18 protein-coding genes are annotated in these 21439 nt (G+C 52.5%); 4 read left to right on the top strand and 14 right to left on the bottom strand.

What is annotated here, in order from left to right:
* Window positions 1-2: 2 nt before the first annotated feature.
* Both NBG89_RS27725 and NBG89_RS27730 read left to right on the top strand, forming a co-directional pair.
* Window positions 3-422, top strand: a complete 420-nt coding sequence (locus NBG89_RS27725; protein WP_431323480.1) for a GtrA family protein — start codon at window positions 3-5, stop codon at window positions 420-422.
* Window positions 419-1306, top strand: a complete 888-nt coding sequence (locus NBG89_RS27730) for a methyltransferase domain-containing protein (RefSeq protein WP_431323481.1) — start codon at window positions 419-421, stop codon at window positions 1304-1306. Before NBG89_RS27725 ends, NBG89_RS27730 begins: the two co-directional genes overlap by 4 nt.
* Here NBG89_RS27730 and NBG89_RS27735 read toward each other — a convergent pair.
* Window positions 1303-3357 carry a thiol-disulfide oxidoreductase DCC family protein gene (locus NBG89_RS27735; protein ID WP_431323482.1) on the bottom strand — a complete coding sequence of 685 codons (2055 nt, stop codon included), beginning with the start codon at window positions 3355-3357 and terminating at the stop codon, window positions 1303-1305. The genes NBG89_RS27730 and NBG89_RS27735 overlap by 4 nt on opposite strands.
* Before the next feature lie 333 nt (window positions 3358-3690).
* Here NBG89_RS27735 and rffA point away from each other — a divergent pair, with 333 nt between their 5' ends.
* Both rffA and NBG89_RS27745 read left to right on the top strand, forming a co-directional pair.
* Entirely contained in the window at window positions 3691-4830 is a 1140-nt protein-coding gene (gene rffA / locus NBG89_RS27740) for a dTDP-4-amino-4,6-dideoxygalactose transaminase (RefSeq protein WP_431323483.1), read from the top strand.
* A gap of 50 nt (window positions 4831-4880) precedes the next feature.
* The gene (locus tag NBG89_RS27745) at window positions 4881-5615 is read left to right on the top strand and encodes a glycosyltransferase (RefSeq protein WP_431323484.1); all 735 of its coding nucleotides are present in this window, start codon (window positions 4881-4883) and stop codon (window positions 5613-5615) included.
* A gap of 2 nt (window positions 5616-5617) precedes the next feature.
* Here NBG89_RS27745 and NBG89_RS27750 read toward each other — a convergent pair whose 3' ends face one another.
* The 13 genes from NBG89_RS27750 to rfbB all read right to left on the bottom strand — a co-directional run bounded on the left by NBG89_RS27750 (window position 5618) and on the right by rfbB (window position 21152).
* The gene (locus NBG89_RS27750; RefSeq protein ID WP_431323485.1) at window positions 5618-6643 is read right to left on the bottom strand and encodes a hypothetical protein; all 1026 of its coding nucleotides are present in this window, start codon (window positions 6641-6643) and stop codon (window positions 5618-5620) included.
* A gap of 95 nt (window positions 6644-6738) precedes the next feature.
* Entirely contained in the window at window positions 6739-7851 is a 1113-nt protein-coding gene (wecB, locus tag NBG89_RS27755; protein WP_431323486.1) for a non-hydrolyzing UDP-N-acetylglucosamine 2-epimerase, read from the bottom strand.
* 35 nt (window positions 7852-7886) lie between these two features.
* Complete coding sequence (locus NBG89_RS27760; protein ID WP_431323487.1) at window positions 7887-9302, bottom strand: hypothetical protein; 1416 nt, start codon at window positions 9300-9302, stop codon at window positions 7887-7889.
* Window positions 9289-10368, bottom strand: a complete 1080-nt coding sequence (locus NBG89_RS27765) for an acyltransferase family protein (protein ID WP_431323488.1) — start codon at window positions 10366-10368, stop codon at window positions 9289-9291. The genes NBG89_RS27760 and NBG89_RS27765 overlap by 14 nt, the downstream gene beginning before the upstream one ends.
* Window positions 10365-11327, bottom strand: a complete 963-nt coding sequence (locus tag NBG89_RS27770) for a glycosyltransferase family 2 protein (protein WP_431323489.1) — start codon at window positions 11325-11327, stop codon at window positions 10365-10367. The genes NBG89_RS27765 and NBG89_RS27770 overlap by 4 nt, the downstream gene beginning before the upstream one ends.
* Before the next feature lie 6 nt (window positions 11328-11333).
* Window positions 11334-11699, bottom strand: a complete 366-nt coding sequence (locus tag NBG89_RS27775; protein ID WP_431323490.1) for a GtrA family protein — start codon at window positions 11697-11699, stop codon at window positions 11334-11336.
* Between the two features lie 16 nt (window positions 11700-11715).
* Complete coding sequence (locus NBG89_RS27780) at window positions 11716-15636, bottom strand: glycosyltransferase (RefSeq protein WP_431323491.1); 3921 nt, start codon at window positions 15634-15636, stop codon at window positions 11716-11718.
* A complete protein-coding gene (locus NBG89_RS27785) occupies window positions 15633-16973 on the bottom strand; it encodes an ABC transporter ATP-binding protein (protein ID WP_431323492.1) in 1341 nt (446 codons plus the stop codon). The genes NBG89_RS27780 and NBG89_RS27785 overlap by 4 nt, the downstream gene beginning before the upstream one ends.
* Window positions 16963-17667: an ABC transporter permease gene (locus tag NBG89_RS27790; RefSeq protein ID WP_431323493.1), complete on the bottom strand. Its 705-nt coding sequence runs from the start codon at window positions 17665-17667 to the stop codon at window positions 16963-16965. The genes NBG89_RS27785 and NBG89_RS27790 overlap by 11 nt, the downstream gene beginning before the upstream one ends.
* A 113-nt stretch (window positions 17668-17780) precedes the next feature.
* Entirely contained in the window at window positions 17781-18326 is a 546-nt protein-coding gene (gene rfbC, locus NBG89_RS27795; RefSeq protein ID WP_431323494.1) for a dTDP-4-dehydrorhamnose 3,5-epimerase, read from the bottom strand.
* Entirely contained in the window at window positions 18326-19207 is an 882-nt protein-coding gene (gene rfbA, locus NBG89_RS27800; RefSeq protein WP_431323495.1) for a glucose-1-phosphate thymidylyltransferase RfbA, read from the bottom strand. The genes rfbC and rfbA overlap by 1 nt, the downstream gene beginning before the upstream one ends.
* The gene (rfbD, locus tag NBG89_RS27805; protein WP_431323496.1) at window positions 19204-20100 is read right to left on the bottom strand and encodes a dTDP-4-dehydrorhamnose reductase; all 897 of its coding nucleotides are present in this window, start codon (window positions 20098-20100) and stop codon (window positions 19204-19206) included. The genes rfbA and rfbD overlap by 4 nt, the downstream gene beginning before the upstream one ends.
* Window positions 20097-21152, bottom strand: coding sequence for a dTDP-glucose 4,6-dehydratase (gene rfbB / locus NBG89_RS27810; RefSeq protein WP_431323497.1), 1056 nt, complete (start codon window positions 21150-21152; stop codon window positions 20097-20099). Before rfbB ends, rfbD begins: the two co-directional genes overlap by 4 nt.
* Between the last annotated feature and the right edge of the window lie 287 nt (window positions 21153-21439).

A 21439-nucleotide genomic window follows, 5' to 3' on the forward strand; every position in this document is an offset into this window, starting at 1 on the left:
TGTTGACGGCGACTGCCTCTTGGCAATCGTTGGCTCAGCTTCTGCGCTACGGAACGCTAGGATTGCTCACCAATGTCGCGGGTTATACGCTGTATCTCGGGATAACCTATCTCGGTATGGGGCCCAAACCAGCAATGACTATCCTTTATTGCGTGGGCACGTGCATCAGCTTCGTAGGAAACAAAAGATGGGTCTTTGCCAGCGATGCCAGGATGTTGAGCGCGACCTTACGGTATGTCGCTGCCTACGCGGTTGGTTATGTCATCAATTTTTCGGTTCTTTCAGTATTTGTCGACCGGCTCAATTTTCCTCACGCCTACGTGCAGGCGGCCTCCGTCGCGATCGTCGCGATCTTTCTTTTTGCCTCATTCAAACTATTCGTATTTCCGCGTTCAGATGCTATTAGTGGGAATGCTGGATGATCCGTTGCCTCGCCTGTAATACCACATTTCCCGCGGCCGCAGATTCTGAAACATGTCCCGCCTGCGGTTGGGCGCCCGCAAAGATTGACGGCTTCACGGCATATGCTCCAGAGTTCGCCACTGCAGGTGGAGGATTCCAACCGGAGTATTTTAATGATCTCGCAGCGCTGGAGGCGAGCAATTTCTGGTTCCGGTCCCGCAACAAGCTACTTCAATGGGCGCTGAAACGGTTCCATCCGGACTTTAAATCCTTTCTGGAAGTTGGTTGCGGCACCGGCTTTGTTTTGTCGGGGATAGCGCAGATCTACCCGAAGGCTCGCATCGCTGGCAGCGAGATTTTCACTGCAGGCCTGAGATTTGCGTCCGAGCGAGTGCCGTCTGGATCTCTGATGCAAATGGACGCGAGGGATATTCCATTTGTCGAGGAATTTGATGTCATTGGTGCCTTCGACGTCATCGAGCATATCGACGACGACGAACTCGCTCTCGCGCAAATGCATGCTGCGCTAAAGCAAAATGCTACACTGCTGATTACCGTGCCGCAGCATCCTTGGCTCTGGAGCACCCTTGACGAATACTCCCATCACTACAGGCGGTATACTGCGGCCGAGCTTCGCCGCAAAGTGGAGGCGGCTGGATTTGAGGTTGTTAAGAGCACGTCCTTCGTCACCTTGTTGCTGCCCGCAATGGCATTTTCGCGCCTAGTTCGGCGCGACACGCCCGTCGATGAAATCAATGTCCGCTCGGAACTAAAGTTATCGCGACCGATCAACTACATCTTCAACTTAATGCTGTCTTTCGAGATCGCGCTCATCACAGCAGGCCTTTGCTTGCCGATCGGCGGCTCCAGGCTTCTCGTCGCCCGTAAGCGCAAGACAACTTAAAAAATGACCTCGCATATCAGCCGTCTCTGTCCGGCGACATACTGTCCGCGGAGCAGCAGATCGATGCTCGGAAGGGGTTCAAAATATTGCCGGTATACAAACACACCGCCTTCCTTTCTCTCTCCTTCGACGAGATAATTCATCGTCGCCTTGTAGGCCGCAAACTGACAACCATCCTTTGCAATGATACCACGCCTGAATCGAACGGTATTGCCGAAGTAAATACGATCCGATCTGTGGGCCGACAGCCGTTTCCCGCCCTCGGTGAAGATCGGCAGAAGTTGTTCAATTCCGTCCACAAATTTCTTCGAAAGGGTGAACCATCCTTCAGACATGCGAAGATCGGTATGATTGAACACATTAATCTGGTCCACGCCATAGATACGAGCGGCCGTCGCCTGAGCATTGACGACAGCTTGAATGTTTTCGGGCATTCGTTCTTCTCCGAACCATGCCTGTGGCGCGGGTATTGCTAAGATATATGAAAACATCAGGAAGATCATGTGGAGGAAAGTCGGGCCAATAGGGTCGCGGCGTCCAATGGCCATGGGAACAGAATCACCCAATGGCAACACCCGGTAGTCCGGCTTTTCTGTTGGAATCTGACATATTCCGAATAGCTTGGTGCGCCGTTCTGCTACGAACCGGTATATTGCTGGACCGCCCAGATATTTCCCCACAAGAAGGATTGGATAGATCGGAAGCAATAGCAGGACATGCGAACTGAGGAACAAATAAAAGTCGTAACCTTTGACCGGATTATTCGTACGGGCAGCGTCGATGGCATACAGATCCTTTTGCGCGTCCCCCGGGTCGATGCCGTAACTCACAAGCCATGCAGTATTTGTCGAAAGGGGACGAAGTTCCACGCGGCGGAATAAATCGATGGCCTTTACAAACCTCACTGTACGGTCGCACAGATTGCATCTGTCATCATACGCAACCTGTAGGCGTTTCGGCCCGCTGATGAAACTCCTTTGCCAAAAGAGGCCAGCAAAGAACAGAAACTCGAAATGCGCCAGCCATCCGAGTTGTAACACGAACAAACTGAGTGCAAAGAATAACGCGCCCCAAATGATCACATATTGCCGGAACCAACCACCCAGGACCACAAAAGGTACAATGACGAGGTACCAAGGCAGCATAGCCCAAAGGGCGATTCTGCTAGCAAATACAGGTATCGGTCCTTGTGAAAGAAGCCACGCGAATTCCGAGGAATAGCGGGACATAAAATTGTTCGTGAGAAGATGCGGGCCGGCAGTCCCGTTCATCCAGGCGGGCTCCCCAAGATGCATCACAAGGGAGTAGAGACAAACGCACCAGTAGGCCGATAAAGTGATAAATTTAGATATTTGCAGACCGGCTACCGAGGGAATGCCATTTTTATAGTAGAACGCGGAGATCAAATTGGCGAAAGTGTTTTTCCGCCGAATGACGACGCCATCGAGCGAGAAGTGCGCTCCCGCATTAGCGAACAGCAGCAACACGGAGAACGTGGCCGCTATGTAGTTCCCCAAGGTCGACGTTGCTAACACCCTATCACCGATCTGCCACTGCGCGACGATGAGGAATACAAAGGCATACTGAGTAAGAAAACCCGCTGTCACCAACACCGCGCAGATCAGGTTCGTAAATACGAATACCAGAATCCAGGGGTGATCCCAATCAGAAGGTCCTAAATAGGCGAGAATCCAGACGGCCCGCTCGAGAAGGAGCGCACCAAAGATCACCCTCAAAAAAGCAAATTTAGGGGCCTCCTCCTCTGGATTGGAAGAAAAAGCACCGCGATTGCTGAGGAAAACAGCGAAACGTGTTAGTGCTCTCGCAAGAACAACGTCCAAAGAGGAAAATCCCGTCACTAACAATAGGACGATCAACAACGGAAAGAAGATACCGAGCGGCGCTAAGTTTCGGTCCCATGAGTCTGTAGCGGCTGTTAATGCTAGCATCATCATTCCCGCGATACCCACCGCTATGGTCGGCTTAGTCTTTTGGAACGTCTCGAAGAGCCCGCTTTGACTGGAACCGTCTGCTACTTCGAACGTCGTCATGCCGGAATCGCTCCTTTTCTCTTTGATTGATCATCATCATGGCTGCTGGCCGAAGTCTCCGGGACAGAGATCAACTTGTAAACAAGTGTCTACCCAGCATTCGCTGTATAAAGCCGACGCGCGCGCTTCATCAATACTTTTGGGATGGTCGCTATAGGAAGCCAACCACACTTCGGTCGCCGGGGTGACATGAATGCCTCAGTCCGTTGAACTCTGTTAACGCGCCTCATTAAAACGGCCGCTGCACGTTGCCTGGGTTTGCAAGGCCGTATATCGATGCAACCGGTTTAACCGAGCCTTGTCTCCGGGTACCTACAATCGAGGCGAAGTGACATGAGTGATCTGAAAATAGCCTTCAACTGGCCTTACATGACCGGCAAGGAGCTATATTACATTGCCGAATCTCACTTTAATGGTGCTCTGGCTGGTGATGGTCCGTTTACGAAGCGATGTCACGAATGGTTGGCAGCACAGGCTGGAAGCACCAAGGTCCTGCTGACGCACTCCTGCACTGCTGCACTGGAAATGGCGGCATTGCTGTTAAACATCGCACCTGGCGATGAGATTATCATGCCATCCTACACATTTGTTTCAACGGCCAACGCTTTCGTCTTACGAGGGGGTGTGCCAGTCTTCGTGGATATCCGCGATGACACGTTGAACATCGATGAGACCCTGATCGAGGCGGCAGTCACACCAAGGACAAAGGCAATTGCCGTCGTCCACTATGCCGGCGTGTCCTGTGAGATGGACACGATCATGGGCATTGCAAAGCGTCATGGCTTGAAGGTTGTCGAGGACGCGGCCCAAGGTGTTATGGCTTCCTACAAAGGCCGTACCCTGGGAAGCATTGGCGATTTGGGAGCTTACAGCTTTCACGAGACGAAGAATGTGATCTCTGGCGAAGGTGGTGCCCTGCTCGTCAACGACGGGGACTACATTCAACGCGCCGAGATGATCCGTGAAAAAGGCACCGATCGTAGCCGTTTCTTCCGGGGCCAAGTCGACAAGTATACTTGGCAGGAAGTGGGGTCATCATTCCTACCCGGCGAGCTAATCGCCGCTTTTCTATGGGCCCAGCTGGAAGAGGCCGAGACTATCACCAGACAGCGTCTGGCAAGCTGGCAGCGTTATCATGATCTGTTAAAGCCGCTGGAGGCGAGTGGCCTGCTGCGTAGACCGATCGTGCCCGAGGAATGTCGACAGAACGGACACATGTACTATGTGCTGCTGAACCCTGATATCGATAGGGAAAGACTGCTCGCAAGATTCAGGCACGAGAACATCGGCGCAGTCTTTCACTACGTACCGTTGCACTCATCCCCAGCGGGCATGAGGTACGGGCGCGTGCACGGGTCGATGGCCGTGACGGATAGGCAGTCCGCCTGCTTGATCCGCTTGCCTTTGTGGGTCGGTTTGACAAGTGAACAGCAGTCTCGGGTGCTGGAGCTATTGGCCGGCGTTGACCATTAGACCATTTTTGTGGAATGCAACGCCGGCAGCAAGGGACATCGCCTTCATTCATGATTACTGTATCAATCGTCAGCCACCAGCACGGCGATATGGTTTCGCGGCTCGTGAATCAGCTTCTCCTGTTCCCGGAGGTCACAAAAGTTATTCTAACTCTTAATGTTAGTGAGGAGCTAGATTGGCCGATATCAGACCGGTTAGTCATTGTCCGCAACCAACTCCCGAAAGGGTTCGGAGCAAATCATAATGCGGCCTTCCAGGCCTGCGACACGGCCTATTTTTGCGTTCTCAATCCCGACGTAATTCTTGCGGCATCACCGTTCCCGCATCTGCTAAAGCTATTTTCGGATCCGGAAGTGGCTCTCGTGGGCCCGCTCGTTGTCGCCCCGGACGGCCGCGTGGAAGACAGCATAAGAAGATTTCCCACACTAGTCTCGTTGCTTCTCAAGGCTGTGGGCTTGAGTGAGGGACGATATTCCATATCGTTCGGGGAAGACGATCTGGCCCCGGATTGGATCGCCGGCATGTTCATGTTGTTTAAATCCCGCGATTTTGCTTCGCTCAATGGCTTCGATGAGAGGTTTTTTCTCTACTACGAAGATGTCGATATCTGCGCGCGCATTTGGCGGAATCGTCGCAAGGTCATGGCGTGTCCATCAGTCAAGATTGTCCATGATGCGCGCAGGGATAGTCGCAAGATCTGGCGCTACCGGCGCTGGCATGTGCGCAGTCTCTTTCTGTATTTAACACGTTATGCTGGGCAGGATCCGCGGCGAGGCGGACGCTAAACTTACCGCGCAATGTCTCCTTCTGGGGAACGCCGAAGGTCGAACGGCCGCAAGTGAGAAAAGCGTGCCGTCCAGCTATTCGCTTCTTTGAAGTGGCTAGCACGCTCCGATATCGTCCCAGACGCCAGCGCCTGCTCAATGAGGAAAGCCGCGTCACCGACGACCTTGCTAAGGAAGACCCCTTCTTCCCCCCCCCGATAAGACATCTCACCAAAATCGGTCGATACGACCGGAAGTCCCAGGCTCCTGTACTCGTAGTATTTGATCGGATCGACTGATGCCGTAAGTTCCGTTCGCTTGAACGGGATGAGCCCGACATCGAAATCTCGCATCGCAAGCAAAGCGGCTTCATGTCCAAGCGGAGGTCGGATCTCTACGTTAGCAGGCAACGGAAGCGGACTTGGCGTAAATATCGGACCAATTAGTCTGATAGAATCACCTGGCCGATTTTCGGCGAGATTAACCAGCCACTCCCAATCGAACCAAGCGCCGATGGTACCGAGGTAGCCCAAAATCTTGGTTTCGTTTCGTTTGCCTTTAGATAAGGCAGGCGGGAGTACATCAGGGTCTAAACCATTTCTTATCAGCTGAAGATCAGGTCGCACGGATCTCCAGCGCTTCGCCAACAACGTTGATGACACTACGAGATGTCCCACAGAAGCGACCAACCTTTCCTCGGTGATACGCATCGAAAGACGGGACAGGCCGCGGTAGAATGCAGGAAAATCGTCCATTGCATCGTACATCGAGTCGATGTGCAGTTGTTCGATAGCCATCAACGCAAGGCGCGATGGCTTTCCGATCGCCAAGAATGTTTTTTCCTTACGACTATATTCACGCATGATGCAAAGCAGCGGATTCCACAACCGCTTATTAAGAACTTGGGAACCTGGGAGCGGTTCGATAGGCAAGCTACGCGGACGCAAAACCTCTAGCCACTCCGGACGATGGCCGAGCTTAGCAACCTTGTCACGTCTGTCTCGCGTCACGTCGGAAAGAGAAGGAAAGCGAGTCGGATAGGGTTCCACCCACAAAACGTCCCCGCTCGTCGATTGATGAAACCATTCGACAAACTTGTGAGGCCGCTGAGCAAAGCTATCCCACGGGACTGGCGACAAGTATACTAACTGCATTGATGCGCCTGCTGAAGCACTTCCACGATGCGGGCGGCTGCTTTCCCATCACCGTAGGGAGAAACGCCTCTGGCGACGGCCTGATACGCTGCAACATCGTCCAACATCAGCTGCGCTTCGGTGACTATGTTATTGGTGTCAGAACCAACGAGCTTTACGACGCCCAAATCAACAGCCTCGGGGCGCTCGGTCTCCTCTCGCAACACTAGGACGGGTTTTCCTAGTGCCGGCGCCTCCTCTTGCACGCCGCCGGAATCAGAGATGATGAGATAGGCCTTTTTCATTGCGGCCACGAAGGGGGCATAGTCCAGAGGATCACATAGAACGATATTCGACGTTCCTCCCAATATATCGTAGGCGACGTCTTTGACATTGGGGTTCGGATGCACTGGATAAAGAACCTGTACATCGGCGTTGCGGTCAGCCAACGTCTTGATTGCATGGCAGATATTCACAAAGGGTTGTCCAAAGTTCTCCCGTCTGTGCGATGTTACAAGCACCAGCCGTTTCCGCTCATCCAGCGAGATCCCTATATCGATATCTTTCGAAGCCGTCATTAGCAAAGCATCGATGACAGTGTTGCCGGTCACCGCTATGTCTGAATCTTGTACACCTTCTTTGAGAAGATTACGGCGCGAGCTCTCCGTCGGGGCGAAATGCCATCGCGCCAAACGGCCCGCTATCACACGATTTGCCTCTTCCGGAAACGGATTTTGCAAGTCACCCGTGCGCAGTCCCGCCTCTATATGCCCGAAGGGGATTCGTCGATAGAAACATGCAAGCGCGACAGCCATAACCGTTGTCGTATCACCTTGACCAAGAACGACATCCGGTTTTTCCGAAAGTAGGACAGCGTCCATTTCCTGCAGAAGCCGCGCAGTCAAGGCAGCAAGGCTTTGATTAGGGCGCATAAGATCTAGATCAATATCGGGTGAAATTCCAAAGAAATTCATGACTTGATCAAGCATCTGGCGATGTTGCGCGGTCGCCAGAACTCTAACCTCAGCCCATGGTTGGGCTTGCAAGGCCAGTATCACCGGAGCCATCTTGATCGCTTCGGGTCGCGTTCCAACAACGCACATTATTTTCGTTGCCACGGTCATTCTCCAATTCCATTAGATCAACGGTCGGCTGAGGCTCATTCCGGCGGAAGTGAATACACTATGCATTCTTTATTCATGGCAAGCGTCACCGCGTCCTTAGTCCGTTCCGCACCCCATTCAGAAACCACGAATTTTACCGGATAGTCGGCGCCGATCTGGCTCCTTCCGGTCGTAAAGCGGTAAAGTACGTGGGCTGGAGCGCCGAGTTCTGCTCTGAGATCGACTATTTGGGGACGGCCGTGACTGAGGTAGGCGGATTGCAGGCCGATTAGCGCAGAATTCATACATGAACCGATCGAATAGACGAACGCTTCCAGATATGCCGCTTGAATAGTCAAGCAAACGACCATTACACCGACCAGCCCCTGAAGCCAACTCGGCCAACCGCGCGCTCCCCTAAGGAGATACGCTAACCCAACACTGAAAACCAAAGAGGACCCGTAAAGATAATGGGCTCCTCGTGTAGGAATAAGCAATACAGGGAGGAGAAACAGAAAATATAGAAATACATAAGCGAACGTTGCTCTAGCGCCCCCTCTAACAAAAATACACAAAATCAAGCAACCGTGGACAAACGCCGCTAGTATTAACCTCAGCGATGAGAAGAATACCCAGTTGTTGGCTTCCGTTATGCCGAACAAAAATGGATAAGTGAAATAGACAAGAAGCCCGGAAGGCGCGTTTGCCAAAGACGGCCCATATGGTCCTTGGTCATGAGCCCCAAACGATCCAACTAGCGAAGGTAAGCGATAGAGAAAAAATAGCAAAGATGGGAGGAACCATATCCCTGTTGCTATGACAAACCGCCTGAGATTTAGTTTTGGATATCGAACCAGCATTAAAATCGTCGTGGCCGGTAGGACCAACGCGGTTTCCTTTGATAGGACTGCCAATGTCCCGCAGATAAAAACGAGCGCTAACGTTAGAAATGAGCCTCCCTCGTCGCGGCGAACGTAGGCGTCAGCACAGAGAAAAGCTAACATTCCGAAGAGAACGTACCATCGATCCATCAAGGCCGCTGACCAACCAGTGGCAATTATGGTCATCGGGCAAATGGCAAAAATTAAAGCCGCCCAAAGCGCAAGCAATCTATCCTGCGAATACCGTAGCGCCAGCACGTAAAGAAGTACCGCCACGATGACGTGAGGCAGGACGTCCATGAAGTGGACGACGACGGGATAGTTCTGCATAAAGAGCGCCAGCCCCCCCTGTACGAGGAAGGCGAGAGGGCGAACCGGGGTACCGAAAGCCTCTGGTCGGGCAAGCACCACGTAATGACGGATATAGTCGCCGATGCCAAACCTCGCCACGTGGTCCAGTTTCTGCAATTCGTCATGACTGTAGTATCCTGGGTTGGCTATCAGCACTCCCAACGACAGTAGCGAGAAAACTACTATTGTTGTGACATCGAATGCCTCCGTGCGCAAAACGCATGCCTTAAATCGTCTCATTACGGCTGAGTTCCCCTGAAATTCTGTCACTGTGTGAGCGCTTCAAACGCAGACGCTTCTTTAGACTCAAGCAGGGTTTCTCGATGAAATGCCAAGAAAAAGCTGCAAAGAACAATGCGAGACTGCAGGCGAGAAGTGTGTGGGCGCTATTTGGCAAACTAGGAAATGCTGTAGCAACAAGCTGTTGCGATGGCCACCCGTAGAGATACACTCCATAAGAGTAATCTCCGACATTGTCGAACCAGCGCGCACCCGGGATCAGCGCGACATAGAACACTAAATAGGTGAGCGTGATCGTATACATGTAGATGAATTTATCGGTGCCGTGTGTAGCCGCAGACAAAAACAGCAAAAATAACAGCAACAGAGGGCTTAAGGGAAACTCCAAGCGATTGATGCAAGCGAATGACCCCAGAAGGAACATTAATGCGACATGTCGATGGTTCGCATCGGGGATGAGCGCGTCAATGAAGCCAGCACCGAAATATCCTGCGCAGATCAAAAACACGCACAATACGTTGAAAGCATTCTTTCGCAGAAGAACACCGACATACATTAGAACAAATACTGAAGCATATAACCTTAGCTCTAATACGATCGACCATATCGATCCATTAACAGCCTTGTCGTGGAGGTTATCAAACACTCCAGGCAGGTAGTATTCAGTTCCCGTTCCCGTGGCGTTGGTAAGAAAATATCTCCACGTGGAACCGTTACTGTAGTAACTATTATCCGTTGTAAAAATTCCTCCAATTACAAAGACCGTGACAACCATACAGACTACTAGTGCGGGATATATTCTTAGCACCCTCGATAACACAAATTGCGTCATCGTGCTTTTCAATGCACTCGCGGTAATCAAGAATCCGCTCAAAACGAAGAATACATCAACCGCAACGCCACCGAGGAACTTGAAACCCACAAGCTGCAGAAAGAGATCTGGCGGAGCCTTGCCAGTGACGGCACTAGTGTGGCCGTAGATGACCGCAAGTGCAGCCAAAAGGCGCATGAGGTTCAGGTTATTCTGCCGTCCGCCAAATAGCGCAGCTAGCGTTGGGACGTTCATGCGTCACCCGGTCTGCTTCGACCGATCTGTGAGGGTTTATAGTGTTGGATGAGATAAAGGGGACGTTTCTTTGTTTCCCCATATATCCGACCGATATATTCGCCGAGCACTCCGATAAAAAAGAGCTGGATGCCACCAAGAAAGAGAATGGATACGATGATCGTAGGATAGCCGTGAACAGCCTCGCCCCATATCAGCGTCTTCAGGATGATCCAAGTCCCCATCATAAATGCACATGCTGAGATTGTTGTTCCGAAATACAATGCAATTCTCAGAGGAATCGTGGAAAAAGACGTAAAACCTTCAATCGCGAAGTTCCAAAGCTTCCAATAGTTGAAACTGGTCTTTCCCGCTGCGCGCGGACTGCGCTCATACTCGACCGCGGTGGTCGGGTATCCGATCCAAGCGTATAGCCCTTTCATGAAGCGATGATTTTCCCGCAATTGTCGAATTGCGTGAACTGCTCGCTGGCTGAGAAGCCTGCAATCGCCAGTATCGGCAGGGATAGTCACTGGGGACATTCGCTTCATTATCCGATAGAATCCGGCAGCCGTGAACCTTTTAAGCCACGTTTCGCCCTCGCGACGGATTCGCATGGCGTTCACAACGTCGTAGCCTGCCTCCCATTGTTCTACGAAACTCACCAGCAATTCAGGTGGATCCTGCAGATCGACATCAAATATCGCCACTGCGTCTCCTTGAGCCGCGTCAAGTCCTGCAGTCATCGCGGCTTCTTTCCCGAAGTTGCGGGAGAAGAGTATCGAAGACACGCGCGCGTCGCGACTGGCGAGATTATCCACGATCTGCTGCGTTTGATCGGAACTGCCGTCGTTTACGAACAAAATCTCAAAATTATAATCTGGCAGGCGAGAAAGAACCCTCGTGAATTTTTCATAGAAGATTTCAACCACCGCCTGCTCATTGTATACCGGCACCACAATTGAGATTTGCTTGTTCATGCTACCTCACTCGAATACCCATTTGCGGGCCGCAAGAAAATTCCAGAGCAGCGTGAACAGCGTAGCGAGCACCTGCGAAACCCACTTGTTCCAGCCGCCAATGTCCGCAAGAAGCGCCATCGTGGTTGTGTTGAGTAGCCACCCGATTCCGACCATCACGTAGAATCGTGGCGCTGCCTTCATATGGGGCGTATCACTGCGGAATGTGTAGTAATAATTCATTGCGTAGCTCAAGATCGATCCAGCGACATAGCCGAGACCCGAGCCGAGGGCAGGAGACCATTGCAACCTGCCCGCAGTTACCTCGAGTAACGCATATTGCAGCAGTGTGGCTAACACGCCGGTCAGCAGAAAGCGAATAAACTGATGCAAGACTTATACCTGGCCCTTATCGATAGCTATGGGGCTCCCATTCGCCCCATTTTGCTTCATAGATTTTTTTGTTTTCTTCAAACAGTTTTTCTCGATCAGCGCTCTTCAGCTTATTGAAAGAAGCCGACAGGTGATGATGAATGAAGACGTCCTCCGCGCACACGATCCGCATGCCGATTTGCTCGATGCGACGGCAATAGTCGTCGTCCTCGAAGAAGCCGCGGCCAAAGGCCTCGTCCAAGGGACCGACCTTCCGGAACGTCTCCTTCGACATCATGACGCAGAAAAATGCTGCCGTCCTAAGCGGACGGTTCATGCCCATGCGGCGACGGGTATATGACAACGAAATTGACCGCATTTCCTCCATATCGCCATATCCAATATCGATCTTGGCTTCATTGCCAATGTTATTGGTGACGGGTCCGACGATTCCGATAGATCCGTCGCGCCTCAAATGCGAAAGCAGCGTCCGAATCCAACCCGGAGTGACGTAGGTATCGTTGTTCAACAATATCAAGTATTCGCCGTTGGCGATTGCTAACCCCTGATTATTCGCAGCGGCAAAACCCCGATTGTCTGGATTTAGAATCAATTTTCTCTTGCTAGACTCCCGCGCCCATTGCGTCAGATAGGTTGGCGTATCATCCTGCGATGCGTTGTCGACAACGATGATTTCTAGGTTGTCGTATTGGCTCAGTTCGGTCAGGCTAGATAGACAGGCCTGCGTTAGCTCAAGGTTGTTGTAGGTGACAACAACAACGCTCACCAACGGATCGCGGTTATCGGCCTCTATCGAGGCAACCAGCGCAGTGGCGCGATGCGCCCATGTTTGCTCGCGTGCAAATGCCCTCCTCCTCGCAGTCTGAGGGCCAGAACTCGTCTCGGACAACGCGACATGTATGGAAGATATGAATTCCTCGTGGGTTCGTGCCCGATACACTAAGTCCGTGAACTGAGCCATCTCAGGAAGATCAACGGTGACGACCGGCTTTCCCGCACTCAGATATTCATAGGCCTTAACCGGGTTTGTTGCGAGTGTGAGTGGAATGACCTTGAACGGAAGCAAGCAGACATCGAACCCGTGCAAATAAAACGGGAGTTGGTCGTAAGGTACCTCACCCGTGAAAGTGATGTTGGGAAGCTTTGACAAACGCCGCTTTGCGTTCGTCGTGTCCGCGCCCACCAAGACTACACTGCATTGCCAATTCTCGGCGGCGACTCTCTCCACCAAGTCGAGGTCGAACCATTCGGCAATAGCGCCGTAATACCCGATCACCTTCCTGCCCTGCGGATCACGATATATCGTGTTCGGCAGAGCCGAAAAGTGTCCATATTCACCCGCATTGCGAACAATCGTTTGGTGACGGGCATATGGTTCGACCGCCTTATCCAACCAATCCGACGTGGTGATCGTGATCTCGGAGTCTCGGAGGAGGCTCTTTTCGAGTTCAATCAGAGCTCCTGAATTGTTTCCAAATCCTTCGTGATGATCCATGCAATCATACACGAGACGGCTATTGGGCAACGCCGCTGCGGTTTCGTGCCAGAATGGATGTTGGACCAGCGAAACCGCCGAGATGGTGTCTGTCCACTCCAGGACCTTTCCCAGGCTAGCTTTGATCTGAACGACGGCATCGGCAGATGGCCCGTCGTCATAAATGGTTGGCGCGTTACTGACAAACAGCTTGACTTGGACGATGCTTCCAAGGGTATTCAGGGGCTCGGCAGTGAACCCAGGCCGTTTATCATCAACAAAGTTAGGAGAAATATAGATGACGCGCCGGCCCATGGCAGCTAGCGCGAGGCCCAGTTGCTGAGGCCGCTGATGACGAAAATGCCAGTCGATGACACCAAAAATGATATAGTCGGGCGTGCCCCACGCCTGCTCCGGCGGCGCAAAAGACGGCCGTTGCGTGTTAGCGCTGCCTATCGCAACTCTATTTATCTGTCGCAGAAGGGGCCGCACCCCTCGATGGTAGACGACGCTTAGGTATTTCTTCGCCTCTGGTGGCAGCGGAAGCTGACGATAATGTCCAAGCAGTCTGCGTTTCACCACCGCACGTTCTTCCCGAGAGATTCCCCGGTTCTTCAGCGTACGCAGCATAAACCTAAACGGCTTCGTGATCCTCCAGGAAGCCGAGTTTACGAGGACCTCGACCTGTCTGTGAGCCGCATCCCGTTGAACAATGGCCGCATCGCGCTCCGCAATCGCAGCATTGTATTGAGCCTCGAGACTTTCGGCATCCACGATTCGCAGCTCATACCCCGTTAGAAGATCAACCGTGCCCGAATTTAATCCCGTCACCGACTCCCGGAATTCGATTTCTTTGGACAAGAAGGCCGTGTAGAGCTCATCGGACATGGGTAGTCCGCAGCGTTCGGCGACGCGTTGAATGAAATGTTTCCACCTGACCAGTGCGAGGTCATTAGGTCGCGCGCACTTCTCAACGCCCCCCAAAGAGACGAAGAGACTGCGGAATAACAAGAACTCTACCGTCAAATCCTCGGTCAAAATCCATTCGCAATCAAAGAGACCGAACTCCCCATTGTCACGCTCTATGATGTTTTGAAGTAACGCATCAAAGAAGTGCCCAGGGAGACTTGCCTTTGGAGGTGCCCCTTCCTTTTGATCACGGCTGCCATCCGCAAGCGCATATACTGCCTTCAGATAGCGATTTACGATATGTGAAACATCTTCGATTGACCAGCCCGGGCGGTTCAGGACTTCCAGCAATTTGCGGGAAAGCAACTGGCCTGACAGATAGGGCTGCATTAAAGGCGGATTGAACAAGACCGCTCGCCCCTGCTGAGACTGCCCTTGAATGTCGCCTAGCGCGGGAAGCAATTGACGAGTAGCAACGCTAATCCCGTCGTCGGAAGAGTGCAGAAAGGTCGTCTCCTTGCAAAATTCCGGTAATCTCTCCGTGCTGTAATGATAGCCAAGAACGCTGGTTTCGTCCGTCACGGTTGCGGATGGAGAACTGCAGACCAGAAAGGAGTTGGCCATGTCCATGCCAAGCCCGTTCTTAAAAACTCCAGACCAGGCCAGTTCTTGGGAAAAAAGTGGGTATTTTGGCAGTTGAGGATCCTTGTTGACGCCTTGCCATGCAAACGCCGCAGGATCGAATCCAGGTTGTGCAACCCCTCGCTCTGTGAGGATCGAGACTGGAAGCTTGTAATCAGGGAACGGCGCAAAGAAACGTCTCGTCTGGAAGCCGGCGTCATGGAGCAGTTCGTCTAACACCGCCCTTCCGAATGTCTGAGGTTCCCCGCGTGCGTAGCGTCCTTCAACGCCGTACATAGGTTTGCCAAGGTGGTCCTCCGGAGCTCCGGCAAAGTATTTTAGTCCAAGTTGATTTTCGATAGCCAGTATTAGTCGACCATTGTCCTTCAACAATCCCCTTGCCTGCATAAGCATAGCAAGGTGCGGACGGTCGCCAGAGGTGAAGAGATTTGCATATTCAAGAACGCCGATTAAGGTAACGATGTCAAACTTGCGGTCACACCGGAACTGATCGAATTTTTCGCTAAGGACCGTCACATTTTTGAGGTCGCGCGTTCGCGAGCGCGCAATGGCTGCACGGGTTCGGCTGCCCTCCAGCGCTAGGAGGTTTGCTCCTGTCTCGCCCAGGTACCGTGAGATTGCGCCGCAGCCTGCACCAATTTCCAAGACATCCGCGCCCCTGATAAGAGGCTCAAAGGGCCGCAACAGGTTCGCCCTGACGCCGCTGAGGTGATAGGTCGTGGTCCAGTCGGTGCAGTGCTTCCTCAACTCCGGAGAAAGAACCGAGACATCGGACGTATCCGCGACAATGTTACCAATTCGCCGCTCGACTTCTGCGCCATCGCTGTATGGGATGCTTTCAAAGCTTTCTCTCGACCACACATTCGTATTTGCGTCGAGATCATAGCCCGAGTCGGTGAGAAGACTATTCATGCGTTGACACTCTGCAATTCCAGGTTCAGGTCCAAATTCGCCAGGCCGGTGAAAGTCATCTCCGGCGCAATCTGAATGTGTATCGCGTCGTAGCGCCGATCATGTGGGACAATATCTTCACCATTCCTCGAGGCGAGACCAAGCGACAAGAAGTAGTCACCCTGCGCGAGCCGGCAATTGAAAGTGGCTTTGACAACTGCAGTTGTCCCCTTTGTGCCTATCTCTCGAAATCGGTCTATCTCCAGCGTTTCCGAATTGACCCCATAGACGGTTACTCCTTCCTTGGTCTTTATCGTGAGACCGAGAATCGGGCAGACGAGATCTACATGAAACCTAATCGAGACTGCCAACGTGACGAGCTGGCCCGATGCAATTAACGCGGGAAACGATTGCAGATCTGTTGCAATTTCAAAATCGAGAATTGATGCAGCGCCATCCCCCCAACGGTACTCGTGCAGATTATAGCTAGGCCGCGTCGAGAAAAGATCCTCTTCTAAGCTAAGCGAGAATTCCTGTTCGCCGGAACCTCCATCTGCCACAAGCTGACTCGCCTCATTGGGCAACTCACGCTTCTCCTTGCCAAACAGTAAGTCCATATATCGGTTTACGACATGCCTTGGGCTACCTCGGTCAACAACCGACCCTCGATCGAGAAGGATCGCATAGTCGCAGTGTGTTACGATTTGCTCGCTGGAATGGGTTACCAGGAGTATGCTCGTTCCGGTCTGTTTTAGCTTGTCCAGGCGGTCGAAACACTTTGCCTGAAATTTTGCGTCACCGACGGCAAGCGCCTCGTCCACGATCAGAACATCCGGTGACGTTTGCGCCTGGACCGCAAACGCAAGCCTGACCATCATCCCGCTCGAATACGCCTTGATGGGCTGATCAATAAACTCTCCGATACCGGCAAAGTCGACAATGTCATCATAGCGTTCCGTGATTTGATCCTTTGTCAGACCCAACAGGGTACCATTCATGTAGACGTTCTCACGTCCCGTGAACTCGGGATTGAAACCAGACCCGAGCTCCAGCAATGCCGCAACCCGCCCGTCGATTTCGACATCCCCCAGCGTTGGGTTCAGTGTGCCGCAGATCATTTGCAAAAGAGTAGACTTGCCGCTGCCGTTGCGACCAACGATTCCAACAGTCTCTCCCTTGCGGATATCCAAGGAAACATCCTTGAGCGCCCAGAATTCCCGGTAATGAGCTCTGCCTTCGCGGCCCAAGATTCGACTTAGGCGCGGCATAAACGACTGCTTTAATCGATCCGATGGCCGCTGATATATGCGGTAGCATTTCGATAATCCTCGTACGCGGACGACAGTGTCAGAGGACATCGGCAAATCCCTTGCGCGTTTTCTGAAACCACGCAAACCCTAGCCATGCCACGGCAAATCCTAGCAACACCAAGATCAGCCACGTGCGTACGTCAGGCAACTCCCCAAATATTAAAACCTGGCGGCTCTGTTCGATAACCGCCGCCAGCGGGTTTAGACTCAGCCAAAACTGAAAGCGCTCAGGCAGGGCGCTAATTGGGAAGAACACCGCCGACATATAAAGCATCACCGTCACCAGCAGTCCAGTGACGTGGCCAATGTCGCGCAAATACACACCAAGCGCCGCCAAAAACCACGAGAAGCCAAGAACAGCCAATAAAAGCGGAACTAAAACGATCGGCAGCAAAACGACAGTCGCCGGCAGGGTTTGCCGCAATAGGAGCTGGACGAACAAAAGAACGCACAGACTAATGAGGGAATGAAAAAGAGCCGAGAGCAATGAAACCCATGGAAGTATCTCGAGCGGAAATACAACTTTTTTTACGTAGTTCGCGTTGTCTATAATGATGGTTGGCGCGCGACTAATGCACTCCGCGAATATTCCATAAACCAACATGCCGGCAAACAATATGACCGCAAAGTCCATTTTGCTTTCATCCGAACCGGCCCACCGAGCTTTAAAGACAACGGAAAATACAAAAGTGTACACGGTCAACGTGAGCAGCGGATTGAAGAAGGACCAAGCCAATCCCATAATGGAGCCCCTGTAGCGCCCTACCGCGTCTCGCTTTGCAAGAGCATATACAAGTTCCCTATTCCGATGGAGGCTCGCGAACATCCCGAATAGACCTGACGAGTGTTTTTGCATTAATCAAACACCTCGGCATCGACGAATGCAGACGCTACCGCATCCTTGCGCGACAGCACGGGCTCACCGTCGATTGGCCAATTAATTGCCAACCTCACATCGCTCCAAATGATTGAACGTTCATGCTCAGGAAAATAGTAGTCGGTCGTTTTGTAGAGAAATTGAGCGGTATTTGAGAGCACCAAGAAGCCGTGCGCGAATCCCTCGGGAATCCAAAGCTGGCGCTTGTTCTTCTCCGAGAGTATTTCTCCGACCCATTGGCCAAACGTTGGTGAACTTCGGCGCAAGTCAACCGCGACATCAAAGACCTCACCCTGCACCACTCGAACGAGTTTCCCCTGCGGCTGTCGAATTTGGTAGTGTAAGCCCCGCAGCACACCTTCCATCGATTTGGAATGATTGTCCTGCACAAACATGACAGACCTGCCAATGGCATCGTTGAACTTTGCCTGATTGAAGCTCTCGTAGAAAAAGCCTCTGTCGTCTCCGTGGACGCTCGGCTCCACGAGAACAACGTCCGGGATATCGAGGGGTTGAGTTTTCATTAAATGGCCGGATCCGTCAAAAGGCGCAGCAAATACCGACCGTATCCGCTTTTGGCCAGTGGCAGCGCCAAATTTTCGAGTTGCTGATGAGTGATCCACCGTTGGCGAAAAGCTATCTCCTCGGGGCAGGAAACTTTCAGGCCCTGGCGGTGTTCAAGTGTCGAGATAAACTGACTTGCCTCCAATAGCGAATCATGGGTTCCGGTATCAAGCCAAGCATAACCTCGGCCCATGACTTCAACATTTAGGCTATTATTACTCAGATAAAGCCGATTCAAATCGGTTATCTCTAACTCGCCTCTTGGTGATGGCGTCAAGCTTTTGGCGAAGTCCACAGCTTGGCTGTCATAGAAGTAAAGTCCCGTAACGGCATAGTTTGACTTAGGTCGATTTGGTTTTTCTTCTATGGATATTACCCGTCGGGCGTTATCGAATTCGACCACACCGTACCTTTCAGGATCTTGGACGTGATACGCAAATACAGTCGCGCCTTGAGTTTGCGACATGCCGCCGGCCAATAGATGCGGCAGGTCATGTCCATAGAAAATATTGTCACCGAGAACGAGCGCCGACGGGAACCCGTCGAGAAAGCGCTCGCCGATGATGAACGCTTGGGCCAGCCCGTCCGGGCTTGGCTGCACCGCGTATGATATGTTCAGACCCCATTGCTCCCCGGTACCCAACAACTGCTCGAACCGAGGCGTATCTTGCGGCGTGGAGATCACAAGTATTTCCCGAATTCCCGCATGCATGAGCGTTCCGAGCGGATAGTAGATCATCGGCTTGTCAAATACGGGCAATAGCTGCTTGCTAAGTGCAAGCGTTGCTGGATGGAGGCGCGTGCCTGAGCCCCCCGCCAGAATGATACCCTTACGTCTCATTGCTTCTTTCCCTCGCCTGAAATCTGATCGAGAGTCCTATCGACGTGCAGCCTCCAATCCGGAAGGCTCAGGCCAACGCGGGACGTCAATGCATTCGTATTAAGAAGAGAATTGGCTGGCCGCTTCGCGGGAAGTGGATAGTCAGCAGTTGTAATCGCCTTTAATCCTTCCGGACTGAGCATCAGTGGGAGGTCCAACCTTCTTGCATATTCCAGGATATGGCATGCCAAACCATACCAACTTGTCCGCCCGCTGGCCGCAAGATGGTAGGTCCCCGCGGCAAGCCCCCCCCGATAATATGCAGCAATTGCAAGCGCCGTGACGTCCGAGATCAATTCGGCCGACGTAGGCGCGCCAAATTGATCGTCGACAACGCCCAAACTCGTGCGCTCCGCTGCCAGTCGAAGAATCGTCTTTATGAAGTTAATCCCGTGGACCGAGAACACCCAGCTGGTTCTGAATACGAGAAAGTTGCAGCCGGATTCCTCAATCGCGATTTCACCCTCGCGCTTCGACCTTCCATATACGCTTTGAGGGTTCGCAGTGTCTTGTTCCACATAGGGCGCATCCTTGCGTCCATCAAAAACATAGTCTGTCGAATAGTGTACCAGGCATGCGTCGCGCTCACGAGCATAATCAGCGATGACTCTCACTGCCTCAGCGTTGACGCGAAAAGCTGCTTCGACCTCCGATTCTGCCCTATCGACCGCGGTGTAGGCGGCCGCGTTTACGATGAGATCTGGCGCATGGGATCTCAGGACGCGACTAATATCGGCCGTACTATCGAAATTGAGCTCCGATCTCCCCAGAGCTACCACCTGCCCCAGCGGCAGTAGAGTACGTTGCAGTTCCCGCCCCACCTGCCCATTCTTGCCAAGTAGCAGAATCTTCATCCGTACTGCATCTCCACCCACGTACGGTAGCTACCGTCCGTCACACTCCTGGTCCAATCAGCATTGTCGAGGAACCAGCGTACGGTTTTCCGTATACCGCTTTCAAAGGTCTCGGACGGCTTCCAACCAAGCTCAGCTTGAATCTTACGAGCATCGATTGCGTAGCGGCGATCATGACCGGGCCTGTCCTTTACGAAGGTGATCTGCGTCCTGTAAGATGTACCATCAGCTTTTGGCCGGTATTCATCCAATATGTCACAGAGCGTGTGGACCACGTCGAGATTTGTTTTTTCACTACGGCCGCCGATATTGTAGGTCTCTCCGGGAGTTCCAGCGTCCAGAACGCGTCGTATAGCCGTGCAGTGGTCGGCCACGTACAACCAGTCTCGAATCTGCAGCCCATCGCCGTAGATGGGCAACGGAAGTCCTTGCACCGCATTGCTGATCACGAGTGGGATAAGCTTTTCAGGAAAATGAAATGGCCCGTAATTGTTCGAGCAGTTCGTCGTCAGCACCGGTACACCATAGGTATGGTAATATGCCCGCACCAAATGATCGCTCGCTGCTTTACTAGCCGAGTAAGGACTATTGGGCTGATAGCGAGTGCTTTCGCAAAAGGCAGCGTCTTCGGAGGAAAGCGTCCCAAACACCTCATCGGTCGACACGTGCAGAAATCGGAATGCTTCCCTCTCGTCTGGGCTCAATCCGCTCCAATACAGGCGTACCGCCTCTAGGAGGCGATACGTGCCGACGATGTTAGTCTGAATGAAATCCTCGGGGCCGTGAATAGATCTATCTACGTGGCTTTCCGCAGCGAAGTTCACAATCGCACGCGGTCTGTACTTGGATAGCAGCTCAGAAACAAGCGATGTGTCCGCTATATTTCCTCGGACAAACGTATGGCGCTTGTCCTTTTCGAGCGAGGCGAGGTTTTGCATATTTCCAGCGTAAGTCAACGCATCAAGATTCAGAACCGGCTCCACGCAGTTCGCGAACCAGTCAAGCACAAAGTTCGAACCAATGAAGCCCGCGCCACCTGTGACCAAAAGCATTCAACACCTCAACCGTTTTGTTCGCCAGCCAGCCGCCGAACCATCTGTCATTCAAAGTCCGAGAGAACGCTCAACGTGTGCCCCGCTAGTGTCACGTCGAAAAGCCACGGTCAATGCTCTTCGTGGACTAGTGCGTACATCTCAGCGTTGTCATGATCGCCCATCTCTTCCGGCGCGCTGTCATCTCGCCGAATTGAGGCAGGCTCGTGACCGTAGTATCGCGGCTAACCAGTCTATCTACTAGTTCTCTTACCGGCCCCTGTAAATTCAAAAGCATCCCAATGAGC

The sequence above is a fragment of the Rhizobium sp. YTU87027 genome (assembly GCF_050644135.1).
Classification (GTDB): Bacteria; Pseudomonadota; Alphaproteobacteria; order Rhizobiales; family Rhizobiaceae; genus Rhizobium.

Excerpts from the sequence above, each read along its gene's own strand:
- NBG89_RS27730 (WP_431323481.1), top strand. The coding sequence starts at position 419 with ATGATCCGTTGCCTCGCCTGTAATACCACATTTCCCGCGGCCGCAGAT.
- NBG89_RS27735 (WP_431323482.1), bottom strand. The coding sequence starts at position 3,357 with ATGACGACGTTCGAAGTAGCAGACGGTTCCAGTCAAAGCGGGCTCTTC.
- rffA (WP_431323483.1), top strand. The coding sequence starts at position 3,691 with ATGAGTGATCTGAAAATAGCCTTCAACTGGCCTTACATGACCGGCAAG.
- NBG89_RS27745 (WP_431323484.1), top strand. The coding sequence starts at position 4,881 with ATGATTACTGTATCAATCGTCAGCCACCAGCACGGCGATATGGTTTCG.
- wecB (WP_431323486.1), bottom strand. The coding sequence starts at position 7,851 with ATGACCGTGGCAACGAAAATAATGTGCGTTGTTGGAACGCGACCCGAA.
- NBG89_RS27760 (WP_431323487.1), bottom strand. The coding sequence starts at position 9,302 with ATGAGACGATTTAAGGCATGCGTTTTGCGCACGGAGGCATTCGATGTC.
- NBG89_RS27765 (WP_431323488.1), bottom strand. The coding sequence starts at position 10,368 with ATGAACGTCCCAACGCTAGCTGCGCTATTTGGCGGACGGCAGAATAAC.
- NBG89_RS27770 (WP_431323489.1), bottom strand. The coding sequence starts at position 11,327 with ATGAACAAGCAAATCTCAATTGTGGTGCCGGTATACAATGAGCAGGCG.
- NBG89_RS27780 (WP_431323491.1), bottom strand. The coding sequence starts at position 15,636 with ATGAATAGTCTTCTCACCGACTCGGGCTATGATCTCGACGCAAATACG.
- NBG89_RS27785 (WP_431323492.1), bottom strand. The coding sequence starts at position 16,973 with ATGTCCTCTGACACTGTCGTCCGCGTACGAGGATTATCGAAATGCTAC.
- NBG89_RS27790 (WP_431323493.1), bottom strand. The coding sequence starts at position 17,667 with ATGGGATTGGCTTGGTCCTTCTTCAATCCGCTGCTCACGTTGACCGTG.
- rfbC (WP_431323494.1), bottom strand. The coding sequence starts at position 18,326 with ATGAAAACTCAACCCCTCGATATCCCGGACGTTGTTCTCGTGGAGCCG.
- rfbA (WP_431323495.1), bottom strand. The coding sequence starts at position 19,207 with ATGAGACGTAAGGGTATCATTCTGGCGGGGGGCTCAGGCACGCGCCTC.
- rfbD (WP_431323496.1), bottom strand. The coding sequence starts at position 20,100 with ATGAAGATTCTGCTACTTGGCAAGAATGGGCAGGTGGGGCGGGAACTG.
- rfbB (WP_431323497.1), bottom strand. The coding sequence starts at position 21,152 with ATGCTTTTGGTCACAGGTGGCGCGGGCTTCATTGGTTCGAACTTTGTG.